Annotated in this window: 23 protein-coding genes; 11 read left to right on the top strand and 12 right to left on the bottom strand. The window is 64.1% G+C overall.

Annotated elements, in window-relative coordinates; translation table 11 throughout:
- Positions 1 to 58 precede the first annotated feature (58 nt).
- Together RIN61_RS00880 and argC are read right to left on the bottom strand one after the other, a co-directional pair.
- A complete protein-coding gene (locus RIN61_RS00880; RefSeq protein ID WP_112252621.1) occupies positions 59 to 745 on the bottom strand; it encodes a GNAT family N-acetyltransferase in 687 nt (228 codons plus the stop codon).
- A 79-nt stretch (positions 746 to 824) separates the two neighbouring features.
- Entirely contained in the window at positions 825 to 1,766 is a 942-nt protein-coding gene (gene argC, locus RIN61_RS00875; protein ID WP_013973018.1) for an N-acetyl-gamma-glutamyl-phosphate reductase, read from the bottom strand.
- A 107-nt stretch (positions 1,767 to 1,873) separates the two neighbouring features.
- Here argC and RIN61_RS00870 point away from each other — a divergent pair, with 107 nt between their 5' ends.
- A complete protein-coding gene (locus tag RIN61_RS00870; RefSeq protein WP_313855298.1) occupies positions 1,874 to 2,755 on the top strand; it encodes a LysR family transcriptional regulator in 882 nt (293 codons plus the stop codon).
- A 122-nt stretch (positions 2,756 to 2,877) separates the two neighbouring features.
- On the opposite strand, the gene RIN61_RS00865 is transcribed toward RIN61_RS00870, so the two are convergent.
- Positions 2,878 to 3,084: a tautomerase family protein gene (locus RIN61_RS00865; protein ID WP_061551649.1), complete on the bottom strand. Its 207-nt coding sequence runs from the start codon at positions 3,082 to 3,084 to the stop codon at positions 2,878 to 2,880.
- An 18-nt stretch (positions 3,085 to 3,102) separates the two neighbouring features.
- Entirely contained in the window at positions 3,103 to 3,837 is a 735-nt protein-coding gene (locus RIN61_RS00860; RefSeq protein WP_215521257.1) for an SDR family NAD(P)-dependent oxidoreductase, read from the bottom strand.
- 124 nt (positions 3,838 to 3,961) lie between these two features.
- Between RIN61_RS00860 and RIN61_RS00855 the strand changes: the two genes are divergently transcribed.
- Together RIN61_RS00855 and RIN61_RS00850 are read left to right on the top strand one after the other, a co-directional pair.
- Entirely contained in the window at positions 3,962 to 4,882 is a 921-nt protein-coding gene (locus tag RIN61_RS00855; protein WP_215521258.1) for a LysR family transcriptional regulator, read from the top strand.
- Between the two features lie 94 nt (positions 4,883 to 4,976).
- Positions 4,977 to 5,249 (top strand): PA2433 domain-containing protein, encoded by a 273-nt coding sequence (locus RIN61_RS00850; RefSeq protein WP_196178189.1) that lies wholly within the window; start codon positions 4,977 to 4,979, stop codon positions 5,247 to 5,249.
- A gap of 120 nt (positions 5,250 to 5,369) precedes the next feature.
- On the opposite strand, the gene RIN61_RS00845 is transcribed toward RIN61_RS00850, so the two are convergent.
- Positions 5,370 to 6,020, bottom strand: coding sequence for a TIGR04211 family SH3 domain-containing protein (locus RIN61_RS00845; RefSeq protein ID WP_112252617.1), 651 nt, complete (start codon positions 6,018 to 6,020; stop codon positions 5,370 to 5,372).
- 203 nt (positions 6,021 to 6,223) lie between these two features.
- Between RIN61_RS00845 and RIN61_RS00840 the strand changes: the two genes are divergently transcribed.
- Positions 6,224 to 6,703, top strand: a complete 480-nt coding sequence (locus tag RIN61_RS00840; protein ID WP_112252616.1) for a VOC family protein — start codon at positions 6,224 to 6,226, stop codon at positions 6,701 to 6,703.
- Between the two features lie 114 nt (positions 6,704 to 6,817).
- Here RIN61_RS00840 and RIN61_RS00835 read toward each other — a convergent pair whose 3' ends face one another.
- Positions 6,818 to 8,566 (bottom strand): BCCT family transporter, encoded by a 1,749-nt coding sequence (locus tag RIN61_RS00835; protein ID WP_112252615.1) that lies wholly within the window; start codon positions 8,564 to 8,566, stop codon positions 6,818 to 6,820.
- Positions 8,567 to 8,881: 315 nt separating this feature from the next.
- On the opposite strand from RIN61_RS00835, the gene RIN61_RS00830 reads away from it, so the two are divergent.
- The 4 genes from RIN61_RS00830 to RIN61_RS00815 all read left to right on the top strand — a co-directional run bounded on the left by RIN61_RS00830 (position 8,882) and on the right by RIN61_RS00815 (position 11,053).
- Positions 8,882 to 9,199 carry a hypothetical protein gene (locus RIN61_RS00830; RefSeq protein ID WP_112252614.1) on the top strand — a complete coding sequence of 106 codons (318 nt, stop codon included), beginning with the start codon at positions 8,882 to 8,884 and terminating at the stop codon, positions 9,197 to 9,199.
- Between the two features lie 8 nt (positions 9,200 to 9,207).
- Positions 9,208 to 9,408 carry a DUF1289 domain-containing protein gene (locus tag RIN61_RS00825; RefSeq protein WP_112252613.1) on the top strand — a complete coding sequence of 67 codons (201 nt, stop codon included), beginning with the start codon at positions 9,208 to 9,210 and terminating at the stop codon, positions 9,406 to 9,408.
- Between the two features lie 49 nt (positions 9,409 to 9,457).
- Entirely contained in the window at positions 9,458 to 10,099 is a 642-nt protein-coding gene (locus RIN61_RS00820; RefSeq protein ID WP_112252612.1) for a LysE family translocator, read from the top strand.
- 165 nt (positions 10,100 to 10,264) lie between these two features.
- Positions 10,265 to 11,053, top strand: coding sequence for a substrate-binding periplasmic protein (locus RIN61_RS00815; protein ID WP_112252611.1), 789 nt, complete (start codon positions 10,265 to 10,267; stop codon positions 11,051 to 11,053).
- 133 nt (positions 11,054 to 11,186) lie between these two features.
- On the opposite strand, the gene RIN61_RS00810 is transcribed toward RIN61_RS00815, so the two are convergent.
- From RIN61_RS00810 to RIN61_RS00795, 4 genes are all read right to left on the bottom strand, one after another.
- A complete protein-coding gene (locus RIN61_RS00810) occupies positions 11,187 to 12,206 on the bottom strand; it encodes an XdhC family protein (protein WP_313855290.1) in 1,020 nt (339 codons plus the stop codon).
- 151 nt (positions 12,207 to 12,357) lie between these two features.
- A complete protein-coding gene (locus RIN61_RS00805) occupies positions 12,358 to 13,701 on the bottom strand; it encodes a c-type cytochrome (protein ID WP_112252609.1) in 1,344 nt (447 codons plus the stop codon).
- Between the two features lie 17 nt (positions 13,702 to 13,718).
- On the bottom strand, positions 13,719 to 15,968 hold the full coding sequence (locus RIN61_RS00800; protein ID WP_112252608.1) for a xanthine dehydrogenase family protein molybdopterin-binding subunit: 2,250 nt from the start codon (positions 15,966 to 15,968) through the stop codon (positions 13,719 to 13,721).
- Positions 15,968 to 16,423: a (2Fe-2S)-binding protein gene (locus tag RIN61_RS00795; protein WP_112252607.1), complete on the bottom strand. Its 456-nt coding sequence runs from the start codon at positions 16,421 to 16,423 to the stop codon at positions 15,968 to 15,970. Before RIN61_RS00795 ends, RIN61_RS00800 begins: the two co-directional genes overlap by 1 nt.
- A 346-nt stretch (positions 16,424 to 16,769) precedes the next feature.
- Between RIN61_RS00795 and RIN61_RS00790 the strand changes: the two genes are divergently transcribed.
- On the top strand, positions 16,770 to 18,956 hold the full coding sequence (locus RIN61_RS00790; RefSeq protein WP_313855287.1) for an OsmC domain/YcaO domain-containing protein: 2,187 nt from the start codon (positions 16,770 to 16,772) through the stop codon (positions 18,954 to 18,956).
- Positions 18,957 to 19,303: 347 nt separating this feature from the next.
- Positions 19,304 to 20,116, top strand: coding sequence for a class I SAM-dependent methyltransferase (locus RIN61_RS00785; protein ID WP_112252605.1), 813 nt, complete (start codon positions 19,304 to 19,306; stop codon positions 20,114 to 20,116).
- A 17-nt stretch (positions 20,117 to 20,133) separates the two neighbouring features.
- On the opposite strand, the gene RIN61_RS00780 is transcribed toward RIN61_RS00785, so the two are convergent.
- Both RIN61_RS00780 and RIN61_RS00775 read right to left on the bottom strand, forming a co-directional pair.
- Complete coding sequence (locus RIN61_RS00780; protein ID WP_112252604.1) at positions 20,134 to 20,433, bottom strand: hypothetical protein; 300 nt, start codon at positions 20,431 to 20,433, stop codon at positions 20,134 to 20,136.
- Between the two features lie 223 nt (positions 20,434 to 20,656).
- Positions 20,657 to 22,789 (bottom strand): TonB-dependent receptor, encoded by a 2,133-nt coding sequence (locus tag RIN61_RS00775; RefSeq protein WP_181457347.1) that lies wholly within the window; start codon positions 22,787 to 22,789, stop codon positions 20,657 to 20,659.
- Positions 22,790 to 23,016: 227 nt separating this feature from the next.
- Between RIN61_RS00775 and RIN61_RS00770 the strand changes: the two genes are divergently transcribed.
- Positions 23,017 to 23,598, top strand: a complete 582-nt coding sequence (locus RIN61_RS00770) for a hypothetical protein (RefSeq protein ID WP_112252602.1) — start codon at positions 23,017 to 23,019, stop codon at positions 23,596 to 23,598.
- Positions 23,599 to 23,764: the final 166 nt, after the last annotated feature.

Genomic DNA, 23,764 nt, shown 5'->3' with positions numbered 1-23,764 from the left:
CCCACAGGGATATCACCGGGCCTGTGGGAGCGGGTTTACCCGCGAAGAAGTCCTTGGATCAATGCACGGTCTTGCGCTGCCGTACACACTCCTGCGCCTGAGCGGTCAGTTCGTCCAGCCGCTCATCCCGCATCTGTTCCGCTTCGATCATCGCATCCTCACCCTGCTGGTTGAGCAGGTAGGTATGGATCTGCATCACTTCCGCCGTCTGGTAGATCGGCGCAATATCCAGTCGCCCGATCAGCGCGCCGCTAGCCTGGCCGGTACTGCTCATCAGTACCTGCGGCCCGTTGGCGGCCACCACCTGCATGCCCATCGCTTCGAACCACGGTACCTGGCCGGCGAAGGCATTCAGCTCGACGCAGGCATGGCGTGCCTGCAGGTCGCCCAGCAGTGCGCGGGCGATGCCTTGGCGACGATGGCTGGCGCGCACGGCCAGGAACGCCAGGGCGCACGCTTGTTCATCGTCCTCGGCCGGCAATGACAGCGCAAAACCCAGCAACTGGTCCGGCGCCTCGGCGTCCAGCGCCAGGGTAAGCGCCACGGCCAGGCCGCGGGTGCCGTCCAGCGCTTGCAGGTACTGGTGCACCTCCATGCCGACGCCGTACTGGTACAGCGGGTACAGCGGGTTGTCGGCGCTGATGGCAACACTGCTCAGTTCGCCGACGTGGTGGATCACCAGTTCGCGGATCTGGTTCTGGAAAGATTCAGGCGGCACGCTGTCGAGGCGGCTCAGGATGAACATCGGGGGGTGGGCTCCGGCGGGTAGATGGACGGCCCGCGCCATGCGGGCGCGGGCTGTACAGTCTAACCGGTTTTGCCGGTCAGCCTTGTACCTGTAATGCACCGAGCATCAGGTCGAGGTTCTGCACCGCCGCACCGGAGGCACCTTTGCCGAGGTTGTCGAACACTGCGGTCAGCAGCACCTGGCCATGCTCAGGGTTGGCGTAAAGCGCCAGGCGCAGGTCGTTGCTGTCGTTCAACGCCTCGGGGTCGAGGTTCGGCGCTGCGCCGTGCTGGTGCAGGGGCATCAGCTGGACATGGCGGGCACCCTGGTAATGCTGCTGCAGGCAGGCCTGCAGCTGTTCGGCACTGACCTGGCCGGGCAGCAGGCGCAACTGCAGCGGGATGCTCAGCACGATGCCCTGGCGGTAGGCACCGTAGCCGGGCATGAACATCGGCCGCGCCGACAGCCCGGCGTGCTGCTGGATCTCCGGCACGTGCTTGTGCGCCAGCTCCAGGCCGTACAGTTGCAGGGCCGGGGTTTTGCCGGCGGCGGGCTGTTCATGCCGTTCGACTGCGGCGCGGCCACCACCGGAATAGCCGGAGATGGCGTGGATGTTCAGCGGGTAATCCGCTGGCAGCAGGCCGGCCTTGACCAGTGGCCGCAACAGGGCGATGGCGCCGGTAGGGTAGCAGCCAGGGTTGCTGACGCGCTTGCTGTGCGCGATGCGCTCGGCTTGTTGCTCGTCGAGCTCCGGCAGGCCATAGACCCAGCCTGGGCTGGTGCGGTGCGCGGAGCTTGCGTCGATCACCCGCACCTGCGGGTTGTGGATCGCCGCCACGGCCTCGCGGGCGGCATCGTCGGGCAGGCACAGCAGGGCGATGTCGGCGCTGTTGATTGCCTCGCGGCGCCGTTGCGGGTCTTTGCGTTCGGCTTCGGGCAGGGTCAGCAGGCGCAGGTCGCTGCGGCCTTGCAGGCGGGCGTGGATCTGCAGGCCGGTGGTGCCTTGGTCACCGTCGATGAAGACAACAGGGGTGTGCATGGTCAAAGTCCGGTCGGGGAGGGATGGCCTATGCTCGCCGGTAGCTGTAGTAAAGAAAATTTGAATATGATGATCGACATGTTCATCTTTTCTGAATGAGTCGGCCCATGCGCGAAATCAGCCTCGATCGCCTCCGCACCCTGGTGGTCATCTCCGACCTGGGCTCCTTTGCCGAAGCCGCTCGCCAGCTCAACCTGGCACCGCCCACCATCAGCCTGCACGTGGCCGAGCTGGAGGCGCGCATCGGCGCCCCGTTGCTTACCCGCACTCGCGGCCAGGTGCGGCCCACGGTCATCGGCGAAACCCTGCTGGCACGTGCCCGCCGCCTGCTGGCTGACGCCGACCTGGCGCTGGATGAAGTGCGCCGGCAGGTCGAGGGCCTGACCGGCCGGGTACGCCTGGGCGCTTCCACCGGTGCCATCGCGCACCTGCTGCCGCAGGCGCTGGAGCACCTGCGTACGGTGCACCCAGGGATCGATGTGCAGGTACAGGTGCTGACCTCCCAGGCTTCGTTGGCGCGCCTGCGCGAGGGCACGCTGGATATCGGCCTGGTGGCCTTGCCACAGGTGGCCGGCAAAGGGCTTGCGGTTACGCCCTGGCGGCGCGACCCGATCCTGGCCTACGTGCCGGCCGACTGGCAGCCGCCGGCCAGGGTCACGCCGGCCTGGCTGGCGCAGCGGGCGTTGATCCTCAACGACAGCAGCACCCAGCTTTCGCGGGTGACCGGTGAGTGGTTCGCGGCCGCGGGCTTGTACCCCGAGCCGCGAATCGAGCTGAACTACAACGATGCGATCAAGAGCCTGGTCGGGGCCGGGTATGGGGCGACGCTGCTGCCGCAGGAGGGGGAGGCGGCCGAGCTGGACCGGCGCATTGCCCGCCGGCCGTTGCGGCCGGGGTTGTGGCGGCAATTGGGTATTGCTTGCCGGGAAGGGCAGATGGAGCGGGCCACGGGGTATGTGTTGCAGGCGTTGGAGCGGTTGCGCCAGTAGGGGGCTGCTGTGCAGCCCATCGCCGGCAAGCCAGCTCCCACAGGGACCCCACAATGTTCAGGCCTGTGGTGATCCTGTGGGAGCTGGCTTGCCGGCGATTGGGCCGCAAAGCGGCCCCTGGGTCACCCCCGCTCTCGCGCCCGCACCGCGGTCACTGTCTCCCCGCCAACCCCCCAGTTATCGGTCGGTACCTCCTCGATCACCACAAAGGTACTGGCCGGCGGCTTGCCCAGCACCTGCTGCAGCATGCGGGTCGTCTGTTCGATCAGCTGGCGCTTGTGCTCAGCGCTCACGCCTTCATCGGTCACGCGAATATGGACATAGGGCATGGTTGCTCGCTCCTCGGTTCAATGCCAGATGCCAGCGGTGCTACCGCCATCCACCGGCAGGATCACGCCGCTGACGAAGCGTGAGTCGGCCAGGTACAACACTGCATCCACAACATCCTGTGGCAAGCCGGTGCGGCCACTGGGCGACAGCGCGCCCATGCCTTGCGTGTTGCCGCCATGCAGCGGCGTATCGATGATCCCCGGCGCCACCGCATTCACCTGCACGCCGCTGGCTGCAAGTTCCAGGGCCAGGCCTTTCACCGCCTGGTTCAGGCCACCCTTGACCAGTACCGGCAGCAGGGCGGGTACGCGGGTGTCCGGTTGCAAGGCGATGGAGGCGGTGATGGCGATGATCTGCCCATGCCCCTGCCTGGTCATGATCCGCGCCGCTTCCTGGGCCGGGTAGAAGAAGCCCTTGAGGTTGGTGCCGACCAGGGCGTCGACATCCGCTTCGCTGTAGTCGGCAAATGGCTTGGCAATGAAGATGCCGGCGTTGTTGATCAGCAGGTCGACCCCGCCAAAGGCTTGCTCGGCGCTGGCGAACAGGCGCTGCGCCGTGCCCGGTTCGGCGATGTCGCCAGCCACGCCGATGAAGCGCGATGGGTTGCCGAGGCGGGCGGCGGCTTGCTCAAGGCGGGCCTGGCTGCGGGCATTGCCGACCACGTTGTCGCCGCGTTCGAGGAAGGCCTCGGCCAGGGCGAAACCCAGGCCGCTCGAGGCCCCGGTAATGATGACGGTGCGTGGCGTGTTCATGTGCATGATCTCCAGTGAAGTGAGCCATGGGCTCGGTGTGAAGCCACTGTAGGTTGCAATCAGTACTTGAAAAATGGGGCGCGGGGCATTTCAATCGATACATCATGTAATCAATCAGGCCGTCATGACCCGCCATTTCGACGATTTGCAACTGGGCAGCCTGGAGCTGTTCTGCCTGGCCGCCGACAGCGGCAGCTTCACTGCTGCGGCCACGGAGGCCGGTGTTACGCCGGCGGCGGTCAGCCGCAGCGTGGCGCGCCTGGAAGAGCGCCTGGGCGTGCGCCTGTTCGTCCGCACCACCCGGCAGATGCGCCTGTCCGCAGCCGGCCAGGCCTATTACCAGCAATGCCGGCAGGCACTGGGGCAGTTGGTGGAGGCTGAGCGCCAGGTCACCGGTGGGCAAGTCGAGCCGAGTGGTCGGCTGCGCATCAGTGCACCCACACCCTATGCCCACCACCGGCTGTTGCCGCTGCTGCCGCGGTTTCGCCAGCGCTACCCAAAGGTGCAGGTGGATGTGCATGTCAGCAACCGCAACGTCGACTTTGCCGAGGAACCATTCGACCTGGCCATTCGTGGCCGCGAGCCGGCCGATTCACGGTTGGTGGCGCGTCGCCTGGAAGATGCCGAACTGGTGGTGGTGGCTACGCCGGGCTACCTGGCCCGTGCCGGCACGCCACGAACACCACACGACTTGCTGCAACATGAGTGCATCCAGTTCGAACTGCCCAGCAGTGGCCGCCACCCACCATGGAGCTTTCGCCAGCAGGGCCAGCAGGTGGAGATCGAAACCCAGGGTGGGTTCACCTGCCTGGGCGACTTCCTCGCCACCGCCACGCTGGTGCGCCATGGCGGCGGGCTGATGCAGGCTTACCGCTTTACCGTGCAGGATGCACTGGCCAGTGGCGAACTGGTGGAAGTGCTCGCCGAATTTGGCGGCACTTCGCGGCCGTTCATGCTGATCTACCCCCAGGCTCGGCACATGCCGCTGCGGGTGCGGGTGTTCATCGATTTTCTGTTAGCCGAGGGAGCATGGTCCCCGGGTTGAGGCGAGGCGCCGGGGCGTATGGCCGACTATGCTGTTTGCTGCGTCGAGCCAATGTCATCTCGACGACCCTTCAGGTTTTCCAGGAGAACGCTCCATGAAATCCACGAAATGCATACCTTTGCTGGTGATTGCCTCGGTCCTCAGTTTTGCCGCACACGCAGACCCGGCGAGCAACTGTGCGGCCAAGATCAAGGAACTTGAGGATTTCGACAAGGCCAGTGGCCAGGCAATGCATGGCGGCATGGCCCATGACTTCAAAGTCCACCTGCAAAATGCCAAGGATGCTCAGGCCAAGGGTGATATGACTCAGTGTCAGGCCTCGGCGGACCTGGCCAAGACCATTTACAACAAAGCACGTAGCAGGTAAGCCCTTACTGGCCCCTTCGCGGGTAAACCCGCTCCCACAGCATCTCCATCAGGCTCAAGGCCAGCGCGGTACCTGTGGGAGCGGGCAAGCCCGCGAAGAGGCCAGTACAGGAAAGCCCAGTCAGAACCAGCGATCGTTTTTCCGGCGCCCACGGGTCAGCGCCGGCAGGATCAGCCCCGCCAGCAAGCCCGCGCCGGCAATGCTGCCGCCATACACCATGTAGCGCATCATCACCTGCTTGTTCTCGTCCCCCAGGCGCGCCTGGGTATCGCGCAGCTGCGACTGGCTCTGGTCAAGCTGCTCATTCAGCGCCTTGTTGCGTGCTTCCAGTTCGTCTATCAGCTTCTTGCGTGAATCGAGGGTTTCCTGCATGCCCTGCACGCGGTTCTTCCAGCTGTCGTCGATGTTCTTCAGCTGCCCGGTCAGGTCCGCGACCTGGGCATCTAACTGCGGCAGGCGTTCGCTCTGGCCTGGCACCGACTGCAGGTCGTTGCTGAGAATCCATACCAAATCGCCGTTCTGCCCGCGCACCTGGCTGTAGTTGCCCTGGGTGCCGATCAGGGTCAGCTTCTGCCCGGACTTGAGCGTACCGACAATGCGGTGGCCATCGGTGGGGCCGCTGCGCACATAGGTGCTCAGGCTATCGCTGACCCAGCGTGCATCGCTGGCAGGCTCTTCGGCGTGCACCGGCGCGGCAAGGGTCACCAGGCTGGCGATCAGGCCGCCGCGCAGGGCAGTGAGGGCGGAAGCAGTTAGGCGGGAATCGGGCATGTTGGGTCTTCGCTGAAACAGGACAAAAGTAGGCCCGGTGACTGGGCCGATGAACCGGTCGGTGGGTTGACCGTCAGCGAAAGACCGTTTTTTGGTAAGCGGGTTCACTACCTGGTGTCGGAAATGTCTGCAGGATGTTGCAGCGACCCATCCGGCAACTCGGGCTAGACTCATAGGCTCACACTCTTTCATGGAGCAAGGCCATGACTGCCAGGAACACCGTCTGCCTCTGGTACGACAACGACGCCGAGGAGGCGGCGAGCTTCTACGCCAGGGTCTTTCCCGACAGCAAGGTAGTAGCCCTGCACAAGGCGCCGAGTGATTACCCGTCGGGCAGGGAGGGCGACGTGATCACGGTGGAGTTCACCGTCATGGGGATCCCCTGCGTGGGGCTCAATGGAGGTAAGGCCTTCACCCATTGTGAGGCATTTTCATTCCAGGTCAGCACCGAGGATCAGGCAGAGACCGACCGCTTGTGGGATGCCATCGTCGGTAATGGCGGCGAGGCCAGCGTCTGCGGCTGGTGCAAGGATAAATGGGGGATTTCGTGGCAGATCACCCCGCGCATCCTCATCGAAGCCATCGGCCACCCCGACCGGGCGGCGGCCAAGCGGGCGTTCGAGGCGATGATGCAGATGGGCAAGATCGATGTGGCCAGGATAGAGGCGGCGTTGAAGGGCTGACCGCGCCGCCTGCTTCGCGGGTGAACCCGCTCCCACAGGTACAGCGCAAGCTTGCGGCTCACGCTGTGCCTGCGAAGGGCTGCGCAGCAGCCCCGATCTCACAGGCTTGCCCAATCAGTTGCCGGTCACTTCAGCCTCTGCCGACGTCGGTTTGGCCGAAGCCTTCTTCTCCTGCACCACAATGTAGAACTCTTCGCCATGCTTCACCGCACCATACAACACGGCCTTTTCGATCAGTTCGTTGCCGCGCAGGTGGCGCAGCATCATCGGGTCCTTGCGCAGGTCGCGATACAGCGCCAGGCAAAGCAGCACCATCACCACCACGAACGGCAGGGCCACGACGATGGTCAGATTCTGCAGGCCGGTCAGCGCCTCACCAGGATCGCGCGGGTCGCCGATTGCCAGCATGATCGCCGCCACCGTACCGGTCAGCGCACCCCAGAAGATCACCGTGCGCCGTGATGGCGTGGTAGTGCCGTGTTCGGACAGCGTGCCCATCACCAGCGAGGCCGCATCGGCACCGGAGACGAAGAAGATACCCACCAGAACCATCACCAGCACGGATGTCGCCGAGGCCAGCGGGTAGCTGTCCAGCAACTGGTACAACGCGTGGTTGCTGTTGACCGTGCCATTGGCCAGCTGGAAGGCGCCTTCGCGCAGGGCTTCGATACTCGCGCCGCCAAAGATGGTGAACCACACAAGGCTGACCAGGCTCGGTACCAGCAGCACCCCGGTAACGAACTGGCGGATGGTGCGGCCGCGGCTGATGCGGGCGATGAACATGCCCACGAACGGCGTCCAGGAAATCCACCAGGCCCAGTAGAACACGGTCCAGCCGGCCAGCCAGCTGTTCATCTGTTCACCGCCGCTGGCATTGGTGCGGGCCATCATTTCAGGCAGCATCTTGACGTAGATGCCAATCGAGGTTGGCAACAGGTTGAGCATCAGCAGGGTCGGGCCGACCATGAACACGAACACCGCCAGCACCAGCGCCAGCACCATGTTGGTGTTGGACAGCCACTGGATACCCTTGCCGATGCCCGACACCGCCGAGGTGACGAAGGCGATGGTCAGCAGGGTGATGATCGAGATGTAGAACAGTTTGCCGGGGCTTTCGATCCAGCCGTTGTATTCCAGGCCACCAGCGATCTGCAGCGCGCCCAGGCCCAGCGAGGCCGCCGAACCGAACAGCGTGGCGAAGATCGCCATCATGTCGATCAGGCGGCCGAGCGGGCCGTTGGCATGCTTGCCGATCAACGGCCGGAAGGCGGCGGAGATGAGCTGCGAACGGCCGCGGCGGAAGGTGCCATAGGCAATTACCAGACCGACGATGGCGTACATGGCCCAAGGGTGCAGGGTCCAGTGGAACAGCGTGGTGGCCATGGCCACCTGCATCGCTTCGCTGGACTGCCCGGCGGTCGTCGCTGGTGGTGGCGACACATAGTGCGACAGCGGTTCGGCAACGCCGAAGAACATCAGGCCGATGCCCATGCCGGCGCTGAACATCATCGCCACCCAGGACACCGTGCGGAATTCTGGCTGCTCGCCATCACGGCCCAGCGGGACCCGGCCGTAACGACTGGCGGCCAGCCACAGCACGAACACCACGAACAGCGAGGAAGTAAGCACGAAGAACCAGCCGAAGTTGAGTATGACCCAGGATTGCGCGCTGGAGGCTCTGCTGGCGAGGCTGGCCTGGTTGAGGAAGCCCCAGAGGACGAAAGCGATTGCCAGGAGGCTGGTGAAACCAAAGACGATCCAGTCAAGCTTGCCCTCGAAATGCCGGTCCTGGCGTGCTTCTGCGGTTTTCGAGGGGTCCGTCACGCCAAGGTCGAGCGTTTCGGTGATGTGTTCCTTTGCCATGAATGATGAGGCCCCTTTTCGGCTTACCTGCTGGTGCAGGCTTGTAGTTGTGTGGGCGACCGAGTTCGATGACTGTCTCGGCGAGGAGATTGCTGGCGCGATTATCCTGCGCACGAAACGGCGGCTCCTGTCCCGATAACGCCTCGGGGCGTCCATTACGCGACCTGCCAAATACTTTTAGTTCTGGGGGGGATGACCCTTTCTGCTTCGCGTTCTGGTACCCTGATGGGCATTCCCCGGGCCTGCACATCCGAGCACCGTAGAAGCGCTGCTGCTTGTGGACCTGGCCGTACCAGGAAACGGAGATTCGTCCAAATGGCCACTGACCGTGTGAGCCTGATTCACTTCGATAAATTGAGCATGAGCCCTGCCGCTGCCGATCGGTTCCAGAAAGCCCTCGACGCGCTGGAAGCGCTCAAGCTGCAGGACCGTTACGTGTATCTCATCGCTCCTTATCTGGGTGATATCGCTGACGCCTCCGACCGCGATCAACTGGCCACCGCCGTGGAGCAGGGCTTGCGCGTGGTCGACGAGCTGCTGGCTGCCCGATCGGTCAGCAAGGTCAAGGCCGAGGAAGTGCGCCAGGTGTTCCACAGCGCCGCCGAGCGCGCGCAGGCAGAATTGCCCGGCTGAGTGGCGGCATGGCCAAAGACATCGACAACCCCTGCGTCTCGCTGTGCCAGCTCAATAGCGAGCTGTGCGTGAGCTGCGGTCGTACCCGTGAGGAAATCCGCAAATGGCGGGGCATGAAGCGCCCCGAGAAGATGGCCACCGTGCAGCGGGCGGCAACGCGGATGAAGGCTATCGCCAAGAAGGCGGCCAAGCGGCAGAATGCCGACTGAACCTGCGCCTTTTGCGCGCGGCCTTTCCTGACTGTCTGACGAGCCTGAAATGGATTCTCACTCGCTGTTCGCTTTTACCCTGGTCGCTGCAATCGCGATCGCCAGCCCTGGCCCAGCCACACTGATGGCCATCAACAACAGCCTGGCCCATGGCCAACGCAGCGCGATCTGGTCGTCGCTGGGCAATGGCTCGGGCCTGTTCTGCCTGTCGGCAGCCGCCATGCTGGGCTTGGGGGCGCTGCTGGCCAGTTCTGAAGTACTGTTCAACGCCGTGAAGATCCTAGGGGCGGGCTACCTGTTCTACCTGGGGGCGCGGCAATTGCTGAAAAAGAGCCCGATGCTGGTGCAGGGCGCCGCAGAGGGTATGACCAAGGCCCGGCCCACGCCGCTTAAACTTTACAAGTCGGCGTTTCTCACGGCAGTGACCAACCCCAAGGCGACCATGTTCTTCACCGCACTGTTCCCGCAGTTCATCGACCAGGGGGCGGCCCTGCTGCCGCAGTTCCTGATCCTGACCGGGATATTCGTAGCATTGTCGCTGGTTTCGCTGAGCCTGTATGCCGCGCTGGCGGCACGGGCCAAGGGCGTGCTGACCCGGCCGTCGCTGTCGCGCTGGGTGAGCAGGGTGGTGGGCACGACCTTCATCGGTTTTGGCGCGGCGATCCTGGCGATGCGCCGGCAGGGGGCCTGAAGACCGAGGGGCGCTCCCCTGACCGATGAAAGGCCAACCTGATGGCCATACATGGTCCAGACTATCTGCAGCACGCACAGATGGGTGCTGCAGTCGACCACAGGATGTGGCAGCCTTTGGCCACCGCTCCGGGTCTGCGGATGTTACATGTGCCGAGGGTTGTCGATGATCGAGCGCTGCTTTCGCCACGCTTTGCTGCTGTTGTCGTGCCTGCTGCTGCCGCTGGCGGCGGTAGGGCACGAGGAATGCCGGCGGCTGACTGCCACCGGCAACCCGGAGTACCCCCCCTACCTGTGGCGCGACCCGCAAAACCCCCGGCAACTGATCGGTGCCAATGCCGACCTGCTCAAGTACCTGGGCAAGCAACTGGGGCTGGAAATCGAGGTGGTCTATGGCGGGCCTTGGTCGCGCGCCCAGGAAGAGGTGCGCACGGGCCGGATCGACCTGATGGCCGGGTATTTCCTGACCAAGGCCCGTCAGCAGCAGATGGACTTCATTGCCCCGGCATTCCTGCATACCCCAAGCGTTGTCTGGGTGCGCCAGGACAATACCTTTGCCTACCGGCAATGGGCCGACCTGAAGGGCCGCAAAGGCGGCACGCTGGTCAACAACAGCCACGGCCAGCAGTTCGACGATTACGCCCGGGCCAACCTCACCCTCGAAGCGGTACCCGGTGCCAGGCAGGCATTCGAGAAGTTGATGCACAAGCGCAGCGATTACGTGGTGTACGAACAGTATCCCGGCTTGGCGCTGACGCGCACCTTGGGGATTGCAGACACAGTACAGGTGCTGGAGCCACCGATATCCAGCGAAGGGCTGTACCTGGCGCTGTCGCATGACTCGCCCTGTAACCAGCCGAAGCTGCGTGAGGCGCTGGCGAGGGAGATGGAAAAGATCGTTGCCGGGGCGTTGCCGGAGCAGCTGTTGCAGCAAAACCTGGAGCGGTGGCAATAAATTGCAGCCTGGTATGCGGTCCCTTGTAGGAGCGGCCTTGTGTCGCGATGGGGCGCGCAGCGGCCCCGGCTATATCTGCGGCGAAGCTGAAAACAGGGGCCGCTTCGCGCCCCATCGCGACACAAGGCCGCTCCTACAGGGGCTGCACCAGCTGCTTGGCTTCCTTGGCCTGGGTCACGCTGACCGCGCCGGGCAGGCTGACATTGTTCTTCGCCGCAAGGATCTCGGCCATGACGCTGACGGCAATTTCGGCTGGGGTCTTGCTACCGATATAAATGCCGATCGGGCCGTGCAGGCGCTGCAACGACGCTTCGCTTTCACCAAAGTGTTCGATCAGCCGCTCGCGGCGCAGCTGGCTGTTGCGCCGTGAGCCGATGGCACCGATATAGAACGCCGGGCTGTGCAGGGCTTCGAGCAGGGCCAGGTCGTCCAGCTTGGGGTCGTGGCTGACAGCGACGATGGCGCTGCGCAGGTCCGGGGCGAAGGCGCGGACCACGTCGTCCGGCATGCCGGCCAGGTGGTTGACGCCGGCAACGTTCCAGCCTGCCGTGTACTCGGGGCGCGGGTCGCACAGTGAAACGCTGAAGCCATTGAACAGGGCCATGGTCGCCAGGTATTCGGCGAGCGCGCCGGCACCGATCAGCAGCAGGCGGTAGCCGGGGCCCAGGGTACTGAGCATGTGCCGGCCATCGAAGCTGAACAGTTCGGGCGTGCTGGTGGCGGTGAGGCTGGCTTTGCCGCTGCCCAGATCGAGCCCACGGCGTACCAGGTTGCCGCCGTCGAGGCCGGCGAGCAGTTGCTCGAGGTGTGGCAGCGACGGGGCGAATTCCAGGACCAGTTCGAGGGTGCCGCCGCAGGGTAGGCCGAAGCGGTGGGCCTCGTCGGCACTGACGCCATAGCGCACCACCTGGGGCAGGCCGCCGGGCATGCCGGGGCCGCTGTAAGCGCTGGTGTAGCGGTGAATGAGGTCGTCCTCGATGCAGCCGCCAGAGACACTGCCGACCACACGGCCATCGCTGCGCAGAGCCATCATCGAGCCAACCGGGCGGGGGGAGGAACCCCAAGTGCGGGCGACCGTGGCGAGCAGGGTGCGGTGGCCGGCGGCGAGCCAGTCTCGGGTGGTGCGCAGGACCAGCAGGTCGATGCTTTCCATGGGGACTCCATTAAACCTGATGTTCAAGGGGGGTGTGTGCCGGCCTCTTCGCGGGTGAACCCGCTCCCACAGGTACTGCACAGGTCTTAGGAGCGGTGCAAATCCTGTGGGAGCGGGTTCACCCGCGAAGAGGCCGGCACAGCCACCAAATTCAGCGCATATGCAAAATGATCGGGCTACTACTGGCCGGGTCGGTATGCCCGCGCAACTTGCCCACCGCCTGCGCATTCACCGCGCCACCCTTGTTGCCCCAGGCGCTGCGCACGAAACCCAGCACATCGGCAATTTCCTGGTCACTCAGTTGCTCACGGAAAGCCGGCATGCGATAGGCATCGGGCAACCCGGCCGTCACCACCCGCTGCGAACCATTGAGGGTGATATTGATCGCCGATGCGTCTTCCCTGGCCAGTGCCGAGGTGGCGCCGGCCAAGGGTGGCATCCATTCGGCCTGGCCCTTGCCGTCCAGGCCGTGGCACGACGCACAGCGGGTTGCATAGGTATGCGCCCCAGGCCTGTCGAGCCACGCTGGCGTCGATTCGGCCTGGTACTGCCACGGCGCACCGTCGCGTTGCGGGTCGCCGGGTAGCGACTTCAGGTAGCGGGCAATGGCGGCCAGGTCCTCGTCACTCATGAACTGCGTAGAGTTGTTGAACGCCTCGGTCATCGAGCCGAATACCACCGCATGCCGGTTGCGTCCGGTCTTGAGGAACTGCGCGATCTCGGCCTCGCTCCAGCGCCCCAGCCCGGTGTTGGGGTCGGCACGCAGGCTCGGTGCATACCAACCGTCGAGCAGGGCACCAGCAAGGAACGGCTTGCCGCTGTCATCCAGGGCCTTTTCGTTGAAGGCCAGGCCGCGCGGGGTATGGCAGCTGCCGCAGTGGCCAGGGCCCTGGACGATGTAGGCACCGCGGTTCCACTGTGCATCCTGCCCGGCATGCTCGGCGTATGGCGTGGTGGCGGCGAACAGGCCGTTCCACACGGCAATGGGCCAGCGCCAGTTCAGCGGCCAGGGAATGTCGCTGGCAAGGTTGGCTTGCTGCACGGGTTGCACGCCGTGCATGAAGAAGGCGTACAGCGCCTTTACATCGTCATCGCTGAGCTTGGCGTAGGAAGGGTAGGGCATGGCCGGGTACAGCCGCCGGCCACCCGGCGCGACGCCCTGGCGGACGGCACGGTCGAAGTCGGCCAGGCTGTAGTCACCGATACCGGTGCTGCGCTCGGGAGTGATGTTGGTGGCGTGGATCGCGCCCAGCGGGGTGGCCATTTCCAGGCCGCCGGCGAACGGTTTGCCGTCGGGCAGGCTGTGGCAGGCCACGCAGTCGCTGAGGCGGGCTACGTACTCGCCACGGCTGACCAGCGCCGGGTCGGCAGCGGTGGCCTGCGCATCGGCAAATGGCGAGGTGGGCTCGCGGGTGACGTACCAGGCCAGCAGGCCTGCCGCGACCAGGCACGGCAGCGCCAGCCAGCCAGCGGTTCTTGCGAAACGATGGGTCATGGGGCGTCCTTGTCTGCTCAGCTGAAGGTATGGCGGCTCAATGGCAGGCTGCGCACTCGCTGGCCGGTAAGCTGCGCGACTGCGTTGGCCACCGCCGGTGCCACCGCGGGCAACGGTGGCTCGCCGATGCCGCCCATCTTCGCCCCGCTCTCGACAATGCGCACATGCACCCTGGCCATCCGCGATGGCGGCAGGATCGGGTACAGGTCGTAGTTGCGCGCGCGCGGCTTGCCATCCACGTACACCGCTTCTTCCAGCAGCGTCTGCGACAGGCCCAGGGCGACGGCGCCGTTGACCTGATGCTCGATGATCGCCGGGTTGACGATGCTGCCCGGGTCGATGGCCTGCCAGATGTCGTGCACCTTGACCTGGCCGTTCTCGATCGACACCTCGGCAATGACCGCTGCCTCCGAGCCGAACGGCGAGGCCATGGCCACGCCACGTGCTCGCTTGCTGCCGTCCTCGGCGGTGAACGGCCCACGCTTCCAGCCGCCGGAAAGCTCGGCGACGGCCTGCAACAGGGTGGTAAGGCGCGGGTTGTCGCGCAGCAGGTGCAGGCGCAGTTCGAACGGGTCCTTGCCGCCTTTGTCGGCCAGTTCGTCGAGGAACGACTCATAGAAGAAGTCGTTCAGCGAGTTGCCCACCGAGCGCCAGTAGCCGAGCATGGCCGGGCCTTTCACGTAGATCTGCGCGATGCGCTTGTTGGCGATCGCGTAGGACTTGCCCGACAGCCCTTCGAGCGCGGTCGGGTCGAGCTTCTCGCCTTGCTTGCCAGCGATGGCTTCGGTCGGGCCTTCGGTGGCGCTCACTGCTTCGAGGGCCACCGGCAGGCCGTCGGCATCCAGCCCGGCGCGGAACTTCACCACGGCGACCGGGCGCAGCACATCGCGGAGGAATTCTTCCTCACGGCTCCAGATGAGTTTCACCGGCCGGCCGACCGCCTTGGCCAAGGCAATGGCCTGGGGGTAGGGATTGGCCGAGTCGTACAGGAAGTGGCGACCAAAGAAACCGCCCAGCAACGGCGAGTGCAAGATGATCTGCGCCGGGGCCAGGCCGGTGCGCTTGGCAATGTCGTCACGGAACATGTCTGGCGCCTGGTTGGGCAGCCACACTTCCAGGGTACCGTCCGGGTTGAAGCGCGCCAGTGCCGACGGCGGTTCCAGCTGGGCGTGGTTGAGGTACTGGTTGTGGTAGGTTGCCTCGACTTGGGTCTTGGCACTGGCCAGCATGCCGGCCACATCGCCCTGGTTTTCGTCGTCGCGCGCCGGGCCCGTGACCGTGGCCAGGTGTTCGCGCCAGCCATCGCTGGAAAAGTCGGCCGGCATCGGCCGTACCGGGCTGTCGGCCGCGGGCTCCTTCCAGTCCACCTGGATGGCTTCGACCGCGCGCTTGGCGTGCCACCAGCGTTCGGCAACCACGGCCACGGCGCCAGGCAACTGATGCACCGAATGCACGCCCTTCATGGCCTTGACCTGGTCTTCGTTGCGCAGGCTGCCGACGGTCATGCCCAGGCGTGGCGCGTGCTGCACGGCAGCGTGGAGCATGCCGTCGACTTTGATATCGATGCTGTACACAGCCTTGCCGGTGGACTTGTCGTAGGCATCCAGGCGACGTACCGGTTTGCCGATCCAGCGAAACTGGCTGGGGTCGCGCAGCTTGACGCTGGCCGGGTCCGGCACCGGCAGGTCCATGGCACGCCCGGCCAGCTCACCGTAGGGGATGGAGCGGCCAGTCGTGGTATGTACTACATGACCCGGTGTGGTGGAGAGTTCTTCGACCGGCACGCCCAGCTGCTCGGCGCCCGCCTGCAGCAGCATGGCCCGGGCGAGGGCGCCCAGGCGGCGCATGGTCGGGTAGCTCATGCGCACCGACATGCTGCCGCCGGTGATGCGCATGCCGTTTTCCATCACTACATAGGCTTCTCCGGGCGGCGCGCTGTCGACCACGAAATTGGCCGGGTCGACGTCCAGCTCTTCACCAACGATCTGCGCCATGGCGGTGAAGGGGCCTTGGCCACCTTCCATGAACGGGCTGAGCAGGCGTACTTTGCCGTCCGGACGGATCTCCAGAAACGCCGGCACCTGGGTGCCGCGCTCCGGGGTTGCTGCGGCGGCTGCCTGCACGCGGGCCGACCCCATGGGCAGGCCGAAACCCAGCACCAGAGCACCGACAGCCGTACCGGCAAGAAAGCGCCGACGCGACAGGTTGACCGTTTCGCCCCGTTGCAGCTTCAGCAGTTCGGCGGGGGTATCGACTGGTGTGTTCATCAGGCCTTCTCCCCTTGGGCCAACTCATGCATGGCGACATGGATGGCATTGTAGGTACCGCAGCGGCACAGGTTGACCATGGCTGCTTCGATCTGTGCGTCACTGGGCTTGGGCGTATGCTTGAGCAGCGCCGTGGCCGCCATTACCTGACCGGACTGGCAGTAGCCGCACTGGGCCACCTGGTGCTCGACCCAGGCCGCGACCACCCGTTTGCCGACGGCATCGGCCTCGATCGCCTCGATGGTGGTCACCTCGCGTCCGACCACGCCGGCCACCGGGGTGACGCAGGCGCGCACCACGTTGCCGTCTACCAGCACCGAACAGGCGCCGCACTGGGCCAGGCCGCAGCCATACTTGGTGCCGGTCAGCCCCAGGTCATCGCGGATCACCCATAGCAGGGGCGTGTCGGCGTCTGCCTCGACCTGGTAGGTCTTCTGGTTGATGCGTAGTTCCATGGTTCACCTGCCCGTCAACGGTTGCTGTCGCTTGGTTTCTTCTGAGTGGGGAGTACGGTGCTCCCCAGTGCAGAAACGCTAGCACAGCGAGGTGACCGCTGGTCTGCTGGCGGGGCAGGTTCAGAGGATCAGGCAAGCAATTCGGTGGAATACGCAAGTCTGTACCGGTCCTATCGCCAGCAAGCCGGCTCCCACCTCGACCGTATCGACCGCAAGTCATGTGCAGTTCCTGTGGGAGCTGGCTTGCCGGCGATAGGGCCGGTACAGGCAAACAGGACTTCCGGCAGAAAAACCCGGATAATGCCGGCCAATTTCGTTTTGCACGCTTAAATCACGGTAATCCCGCATGGAAATCAAGGTCAATTTTCTCGACAATCTCCGTCTCGAAGCCAAGTTCGATGACTTCACGGTGATCGCCGACCAACCGATCCGTTACAAGGGTGATGGCTCGGCGCCGGGGCCGTTCGACTATTTCCTGGCGTCTTCGGCCTTGTGCGCGGCTTACTTCGTCAAGCTGTACTGCCAGACCCGCGACATCCCCACCGAAAACATTCGCCTGTCGCAGAACAACATCGTCGACCCGGAAAACCGCTACAACCAGGTCTTCAAGATCCAGGTCGAGCTGCCCGAGGACATTTCCGAGAAGGACCGCCAGGGCATCCTGCGCTCCATCGACCGTTGCACGGTGAAGAAGGTGGTGCAGACCGGCCCCGAGTTCGTGATCGAAGTGGTCGACAACCTCGATGCCGATGCCCAGGGCCTGCTGATGCCGGTGGCGGACACCAGCACTTACATCGCCGGCAAGGACCTGCCGCTTGAGCAGACCATCGCCAACATGTCGGGCATCCTCGCCGGGCTGGGGATGAAGATCGAGATCGCCTCGTGGCGCAACATCGTGCCCAATGTGTGGTCGCTGCATGTGCGCGACGCCCAGTCGCCGATGTGCTTCACCAACGGCAAGGGCGCGACCAAGGAGGCCGCGCTGGCCTCGGCGCTGGGCGAGTTCATCGAGCGCCTTAACTGCAACTTCTTCTATAACGACCAGTTCTGGGGCGAGGACCTGGCCAACGCGCCGTTCGTGCACTACCCGAACGAGAAGTGGTTCAAACCCGGCTCGCGTGATGCGCTGCCAGCCGAAATCCTCGACGAGCACTGCCTGGCAATTTACAACCCGGACGGTGAGCTGCGTGGCTCGCACCTGTACGACACCAACTCGGGCAATACCGCGCGCGGCATCTGCTCGTTGCCGTTCGTGCGCCAGTCCGACCAGCAGGTGGTGTACTTCCCGTCCAACCTGATCGAAAACCTGTTCCTCAGCAACGGCATGAGCGCCGGCAACACCCTGGCCGAGGCGCAGGTGCAGTGCCTGTCGGAAATCTTCGAGCGCGCGGTGAAGCGCGAAATCCTCGAAGGCGAGCTGTGCCTGCCGGATGTGCCGCAGGAGGTGCTGGCCAAGTACCCGGCCATTGTCGCCGGCATCCAGGGCCTGGAGGAGCAGGGCTTCCCGGTGCTGGTCAAGGATGCGTCGCTGGGGGGCGAGTTCCCGGTGATGTGCGTGACCTTGATGAACCCGCGCACCGGCGGCGTGTTCGCATCGTTCGGTGCCCATCCGAGCCTGGAAGTGGCGCTGGAGCGCAGCCTCACCGAACTGCTGCAGGGCCGCAGCTTCGAAGGCTTGAACGACCTGCCGCAACCGACCTTCGAAAGCCACGCGCTGACCGAGCCGAACAACTTCGTCGAACACTTCATCGACTCCAGCGGCGTGGTGTCGTGGCGCTTCTTCAGTGCCAAGGCCGACTTCGAGTTCGTCGAGTGGGACTTCTCCGGCCACGGCGAGGATTCCAACGTGCAGGAAGCCGCGACTCTGTTCGGCATCCTCGAAGACCTGGGCAAGGAAGTGTACATGGCGGTGTACGACAACCTCGGTGCCACTGCCTGCCGCATCCTGGTGCCGGGTTACTCGGAGATCTACCCGGTCGAGGACCTGATCTGGGACAACACCAACCGCGCCTTGTCGTTCCGCGCCGACATCCTCAACCTGCACAGCCTGGACAACCGTTCCCTCAAGCTGCTGCTCAAGCGCCTGGACAACTGCGATGTGGATGACTACACCACCATCACCACGCTGATCGGCGTGGAGTTCGACGAGAACACGGTGTGGGGCCAGCTGACCATTCTCGAGTTGAAGTTGCTGATCTGCCTGGCGGTACAGCGCTTCGAGGAAGCCAAGGAACTGGTCGAGGCGTTCCTGCAGTTCAACGACAACACCGTCGAGCGTGGCCTGTTCTACCAGGCGCTGAACGTGGTGCTGGAAGTGCTGCTGGACGATGAACTGGAAATGGACGACTACGAAGCCAACTTCCGCCGCATGTTCGGTAACCCGCGCATGGACGCGGTGCTGGGTTCGGTAGACGGCAGCGTGCGCTTCCATGGCCTGACCCCGACCAGCATGAAGCTCGAAGGCCTCGACCGCCACCTGCGCCTGATCGAAAGCTACAAGAAGCTGCACGCGGCCCGGGCCAAGTTCGCCTGATATCTGACAGGTATTCTTTCCCTCGCAGAACAAGCCTTGTGGGAGCGGCCTTATGTCGCGAAAGGGCTGCGTAGCAGCCCCAGGATTTCTGCGGTGACGCGAATATTGCTGGGGCCGCTGTGCGGCCCTTTCGCGACACAAGGCCGCTCCCACAGGGGTAGCATGAGCCAATAGAGCTCATAGGTCTTTCATCGCTGGTGTTTACACCAAATCGATCTTGCTTCACCGCTTATTATTTCTTGCCGCTTCGCCTGCCAGGCGCGTAGCGTTTTGTTCCCATCCCCTGAATCCATGGCGCGTTGACCGCCAGAAGGACCTCGGCCGCGCACGACAAGAAGGCGCAGACCATGAGCACCCCTTTGGATACCAATGCCCTCAAAGCCCGCCAGCAAGCTGCATGGGCCAGTGGCGACTACGCGGTAATCGGCACAACCCTGCAACTGGTTGGCGAGCGCCTGGCAGAAGCCTGTGACCTGCGCTGGGATGAGCAGGTACTGGACGTCGCCGCCGGCAACGGCAATGCCACCCTGGCCGCCGCCCGGCGCGGTTGCCGGGTCACTTCCACCGACTATGTGCCCGAACTGCTCAAGCGCGGTGAAGAACGGGCGCGGGCCGAGCACCTCAACGTGGTGTTCCAGACTGCCGATGCCGAAGCCTTGCCGTTTGCCGACGGCACCTTCGATGCCGTGCTTTCCACTTTCGGCGTCATGTTTGCCCCCGACCAGGCCCAGGCTGCGCGCGAGTTGGCTCGAGTGTGCCGGCCCGGCGGCCGCATCGGGCTGGCCAACTGGACCCCGCAAGGCTTCGTCGGGCAGATGTTCAAGACCCTCGGGCGGCACGTACCGCCACCAGCCGGGGCTCTACCGCCCTCGCGCTGGGGTGATGAAGAGCAGTTGCGCGGGATGTTCGAGGGCGCGCTGGGCGAATTGAAAGTCAACCGCCAGCACTTCAACTTCCGCTATCGCTCGGCGGCGCATTTCATCGAGGTGTTCCGCACCTGGTACGGGCCGGTGCACAAGGCGTTTGCCTCGCTGGAACCGGAGGCGGCGGAGGCGCTGGAGCGGAATCTGACGCAATTGTTGAATGAAAGCAATGTGGGGGGCGAGTCGTCGTTGGTGGTGCCGAGTGAATACCTTGAAGTGGTGATCATTCGAGGTTGAACCCACGGGCCAAGCGCTCAATTCTTGCACTTGGCCATCACCACCTGGCAAGTCTTCGGTGTGCCCCCTGACCGGCTTGCATAGCGCACGCAGTTGTTCAGCGATTTTTGCCGGGCAATACTCAGCGTATTGCCCCACGCGAGGCCGCCTTCGCCGGTGGTGGGCACGGCTTTGGCGAAACAGTTGGAGCCTGTTGCGGGCGTCGCATACCGGACCTTGCCGGCTTTGCTGGAACAGCCGGCGGTGAGCGCCAGGCTGAAGGCGAGCAGTGTGGCCAGCGTCCATGATGCGTAGGGGCGAGTCGGTTTACTGCTCATAATGCTTTCCTTACCGAGGGCAGGACTCTGCAATTGCGAGCAAGGTGCTGTCCCTGTGGGGGCGGGTTTATCGAGGTGATAAACCGCCGCGAACACCGGCAAAGCCGGTGCCATGCACTGTGCAGGATATTGCATTCAAGCGAAGCGGTGAACGCTTGCGTTGCACCAGATAAGCAGCGCAAGGCCTTTGCACCCTGGCAAGGCCTTGCGCCTGGCGCAATGATCAGAACCGGTAGTTGAAGCTGGCTTCCAGCGTACGCGGTGCACCCGGGGTGATCAGGTTCACCGAACCGTGCGCGGAGGCATAGTAGTCGCGGTCGAACACGTTCTTCAGGCGCAGCGCGGCATCCCACTGCGGCACGCTGTACAGCAGCGCGGCGTCGAAGGTGGTGTAGCCCGGCATCACCACCACGTTGTCGAGTGCGGTGTAGCGCTCGTCGACGTAGTTGGCGCCGGCGGCCACCCGCCATTGCGGGGTCAGGGTACGCACCAGCCAGACGTTGGCGCTGTTACGCGGCGTCAGGGTAGGGGTCTGGCCTTCGTTGGCCACGCCGTTGGTCTTGCTGTTGGACTTGGTGATTTCGGCATCCAGGTAGGCGTAGCCGGCGTAGATCTGCCACTTGTCCGTGAGCTGCCCGCTGACGGTGGCTTCGAAGCCGTCGGTGCGCTGTTCGCCGGCCAGCACGGTCAGGTTGGGGTTGGCAGGGTCGGCGGTTTTCATGTTGGTGCGCTCGAGGCGGAATACCGCTGCGGTCACCGACAGGCGGCTGTCGAGCAGGTCCCATTTGGCGCCGATTTCGTAGTTGGTGGTTTCTTCCGGCTCCAGGTGCTGGTTGGTCGGGCTGACCGCGAACACTTCGCCCGAAGGCTGGTAGCTGCGGCTGACCGACACATAGTAGGACTGGATGTTATCCGGTTGGTAGACCAGGCCGGCACGCGGGCTCCAGGTCTTGTCGGTACGGTCGAGGTCCACGTTCTGCGCGCGGTCATCGTCGTATTCCTGGCCAAAGATGTCGTAACGCACACCGACCAAGGCCTTCCAGTGTTCGTTCAGTTCGATCATGTCCTGCACATACAGGCCAGTGGTCTGCTGGAAGTTGGTGCCTTTGGACGACAGGTTGGCGGCATGTTCCGGTACCGGCACCAAGGCGTCGCGGTACACCGGCACCTGGGCCACGTTGTTCTGGCTCAGCACTCGCTGGTGCTTGTCCTGGAAGCCCACTTCCACGCCATACAGCAGGTTGTGCTGCATACCGGCAAGCTGCGCCTGTTGCTTGAGCTCGGTCTGGTTGAACACGCCGTACTCGTCGCGGGCGACGTTGCCGCGGTTGAGCTTGACCAGCAGTTCGCCGTTGGGCGCGGTGACGAATCGCGTCGGGCTGCTGTCGGCCAAGGTGTTGTTGCGGTCCAGGTCGTAGCGGTAGTAACGGCTGGTGTTGGTCAGGGTGAAGTCGTCATTGATGCGGTAATCAAGGCTCGCAGTCAGCGAGAACACCTCGCTGCGGGCGTAGTCCTGGTCGGCATCGCCGGAGCCGAAGCGCTTGTCGCGGTCCACATCTACCGGGCGGTTGCCAAGGGCAGGGATACCAAAGTCGATCAGGCGCTTGTCGTACAGGTAGGTGGCGCCCAGGTTCAGTTCCAGGTCGTCGGAGAGGCGGAAGTAGGCCGATGGCGCGATGGCCTTGCGGTCGATGTAGCCATCGTCGCGGAAGGTGTCGCTGTCCTCGAAGGCACCGGTCACGCGGTAGGCCTGGTTGCTTTGCGGGTCGGCCCAGCCGGTGTCGAACTGGGTGCGGCGCTTGCCTTCGCTGTCGAAGCTCATGCCGACTTCACGCTTGGGCGTGAAGCTCGGCTTCTTGCTGATGCTGTTGATCAGGCCGCCCGAAGAGCCACGGCCGTACAGCACGGCGGCAGGGCCCTTGATCACCTCGACCCGCTCGATGTTGGACAGGTCACGGAAGTACAGGGCGTCGTCGCGCACGCCGTCGATGTACATGTCGCCAATGGCGCTGAAGCCGCGAATGGTCACCTGGTCGCGCTGGCCGTCGCCGTTGGACAGGCCGACGCCGGGCACGTTCTTCAACACATCTTCCATGGACTGCGCGCCCTGGTCCTTGATCACGCTTTCGGGCACGACGTTGACGGTTTGCGGGATGTCGCGCAGCGGGGCGTCGATCTTCATGGCGCTGCGGCTTTCGCTGGCCTTGTAGCTTTGCTGCTCGTAGGCGCTGGTGACGGCAGTGGCGGGCAAGGCGAGGGAACCCTGCGATTCAGGTTGAACGGCCGCATGAACAGCAGGCACAACCAGCAGGCCCAGCATGGAAATGGATGCTGGGGCAACAGACTTTTTTGCCATTACAGGTGACTCTTTGTTGTATTTGGAGGTCACGAATAGTAATGATTTGTAAATGTAAATCAAGTGTAAAGAATTCGCATTTGCTGTTGCAAGGGTGCGGATGGCGGAAAAGCGACGAGATGCGTCGCGGGAAAAGAGGGCCGGCAAGGCGGCAGGTAACGGCTATGCTTGTTGGCGCGTGAGCATTTCACGCACCTATCCGGTCTTGATTACATGGAAGCAGGCCTATGAATCCGATTCGTTCCCTCGTTCGTGCCGTTGCCCTTGCCACTCTGGCGTCCACCGCCAGCTTCACGGTGCAGGCGGCCGGTATTCCCATTGGCAGCGAGGCGCTGGAGAGCCACGTCACCACGCAGGTCACGGCCATCGACCTGGCCAACCGGCAGGTCACGGTGAAAGGCCCTGATGAAAAGAAGGATGTGACCTTCCAGCTCACGGAAAAGGCCAAGGCGCTGCCTAACCTCAAGGTGGGTGACCAGGTCGACATTTACGTGACCCGTGCGGTGGCCTATGTGCTGAATCCCGAAGTAGGCGGGGCGCCGAAGGCGACTGAAGAGTCCGGTACCATCCGCGCCACGGCAGACAACCCCAACCCGGGTGGCGAGGCATTCCGCCAGGTCAAGGTCACGTCACAGATCAAGAAGATCGACCTCAAGGCACATGAGGTGAGCCTGCTGCCGCCGGAGGGCAAGCTGCAGGTGGTCAAGGTCGAGAACCCTGACCTGCAGGCACGCATGAAGAACCTCAAGGTCGGCCAGACGGTCGACGCGATCTACACCGAAGTGCTGCGCGTCGAAACCTCGCGCTGACCATTCATTGGCGCAGTCCAGGTAGCGCGTTGCTCTCGAGGTTGTCGCGGTAACTGTGGGAGCGGCCTTGTGTCGCGAAAGGGCCGCATCGCGGCCCCCGGATTGATGCGCAACAGTTGAAATTGCTGGGGCTGCTTTGCAGCCCATTCGCGACACAAGGCCGCTC

Source organism: Pseudomonas inefficax, from assembly GCF_032164165.1.
In the GTDB taxonomy this organism is placed as follows: domain Bacteria; phylum Pseudomonadota; class Gammaproteobacteria; order Pseudomonadales; family Pseudomonadaceae; genus Aquipseudomonas; species Aquipseudomonas inefficax.
The sequence above is the reverse complement of the archived record's forward strand: the minus strand, read 5'-3'. Positions and strand labels throughout refer to the sequence as shown.

Bases quoted from the DNA above. Each gene is read 5' to 3' on its own strand.
- RIN61_RS00880 (WP_112252621.1), bottom strand. From the start codon at position 745: ATGTTCATCCTGAGCCGCCTCGACAGCGTGCCGCCTGAATCTTTCCAG.
- argC (WP_013973018.1), bottom strand. From the start codon at position 1,766: ATGCACACCCCTGTTGTCTTCATCGACGGTGACCAAGGCACCACCGGC.
- RIN61_RS00870 (WP_313855298.1), top strand. From the start codon at position 1,874: ATGCGCGAAATCAGCCTCGATCGCCTCCGCACCCTGGTGGTCATCTCC.
- RIN61_RS00865 (WP_061551649.1), bottom strand. From the start codon at position 3,084: ATGCCCTATGTCCATATTCGCGTGACCGATGAAGGCGTGAGCGCTGAG.
- RIN61_RS00860 (WP_215521257.1), bottom strand. From the start codon at position 3,837: ATGAACACGCCACGCACCGTCATCATTACCGGGGCCTCGAGCGGCCTG.
- RIN61_RS00855 (WP_215521258.1), top strand. From the start codon at position 3,962: ATGACCCGCCATTTCGACGATTTGCAACTGGGCAGCCTGGAGCTGTTC.
- RIN61_RS00850 (WP_196178189.1), top strand. From the start codon at position 4,977: ATGAAATCCACGAAATGCATACCTTTGCTGGTGATTGCCTCGGTCCTC.
- RIN61_RS00845 (WP_112252617.1), bottom strand. From the start codon at position 6,020: ATGCCCGATTCCCGCCTAACTGCTTCCGCCCTCACTGCCCTGCGCGGC.
- RIN61_RS00840 (WP_112252616.1), top strand. From the start codon at position 6,224: ATGACTGCCAGGAACACCGTCTGCCTCTGGTACGACAACGACGCCGAG.
- RIN61_RS00835 (WP_112252615.1), bottom strand. From the start codon at position 8,566: ATGGCAAAGGAACACATCACCGAAACGCTCGACCTTGGCGTGACGGAC.
- RIN61_RS00830 (WP_112252614.1), top strand. From the start codon at position 8,882: ATGGCCACTGACCGTGTGAGCCTGATTCACTTCGATAAATTGAGCATG.
- RIN61_RS00825 (WP_112252613.1), top strand. From the start codon at position 9,208: ATGGCCAAAGACATCGACAACCCCTGCGTCTCGCTGTGCCAGCTCAAT.
- RIN61_RS00820 (WP_112252612.1), top strand. From the start codon at position 9,458: ATGGATTCTCACTCGCTGTTCGCTTTTACCCTGGTCGCTGCAATCGCG.
- RIN61_RS00815 (WP_112252611.1), top strand. From the start codon at position 10,265: ATGATCGAGCGCTGCTTTCGCCACGCTTTGCTGCTGTTGTCGTGCCTG.
- RIN61_RS00810 (WP_313855290.1), bottom strand. From the start codon at position 12,206: ATGGAAAGCATCGACCTGCTGGTCCTGCGCACCACCCGAGACTGGCTC.
- RIN61_RS00805 (WP_112252609.1), bottom strand. From the start codon at position 13,701: ATGACCCATCGTTTCGCAAGAACCGCTGGCTGGCTGGCGCTGCCGTGC.
- RIN61_RS00800 (WP_112252608.1), bottom strand. From the start codon at position 15,968: ATGAACACACCAGTCGATACCCCCGCCGAACTGCTGAAGCTGCAACGG.
- RIN61_RS00795 (WP_112252607.1), bottom strand. From the start codon at position 16,423: ATGGAACTACGCATCAACCAGAAGACCTACCAGGTCGAGGCAGACGCC.
- RIN61_RS00790 (WP_313855287.1), top strand. From the start codon at position 16,770: ATGGAAATCAAGGTCAATTTTCTCGACAATCTCCGTCTCGAAGCCAAG.
- RIN61_RS00785 (WP_112252605.1), top strand. From the start codon at position 19,304: ATGAGCACCCCTTTGGATACCAATGCCCTCAAAGCCCGCCAGCAAGCT.
- RIN61_RS00780 (WP_112252604.1), bottom strand. From the start codon at position 20,433: ATGAGCAGTAAACCGACTCGCCCCTACGCATCATGGACGCTGGCCACA.
- RIN61_RS00775 (WP_181457347.1), bottom strand. From the start codon at position 22,789: ATGGCAAAAAAGTCTGTTGCCCCAGCATCCATTTCCATGCTGGGCCTG.
- RIN61_RS00770 (WP_112252602.1), top strand. From the start codon at position 23,017: ATGAATCCGATTCGTTCCCTCGTTCGTGCCGTTGCCCTTGCCACTCTG.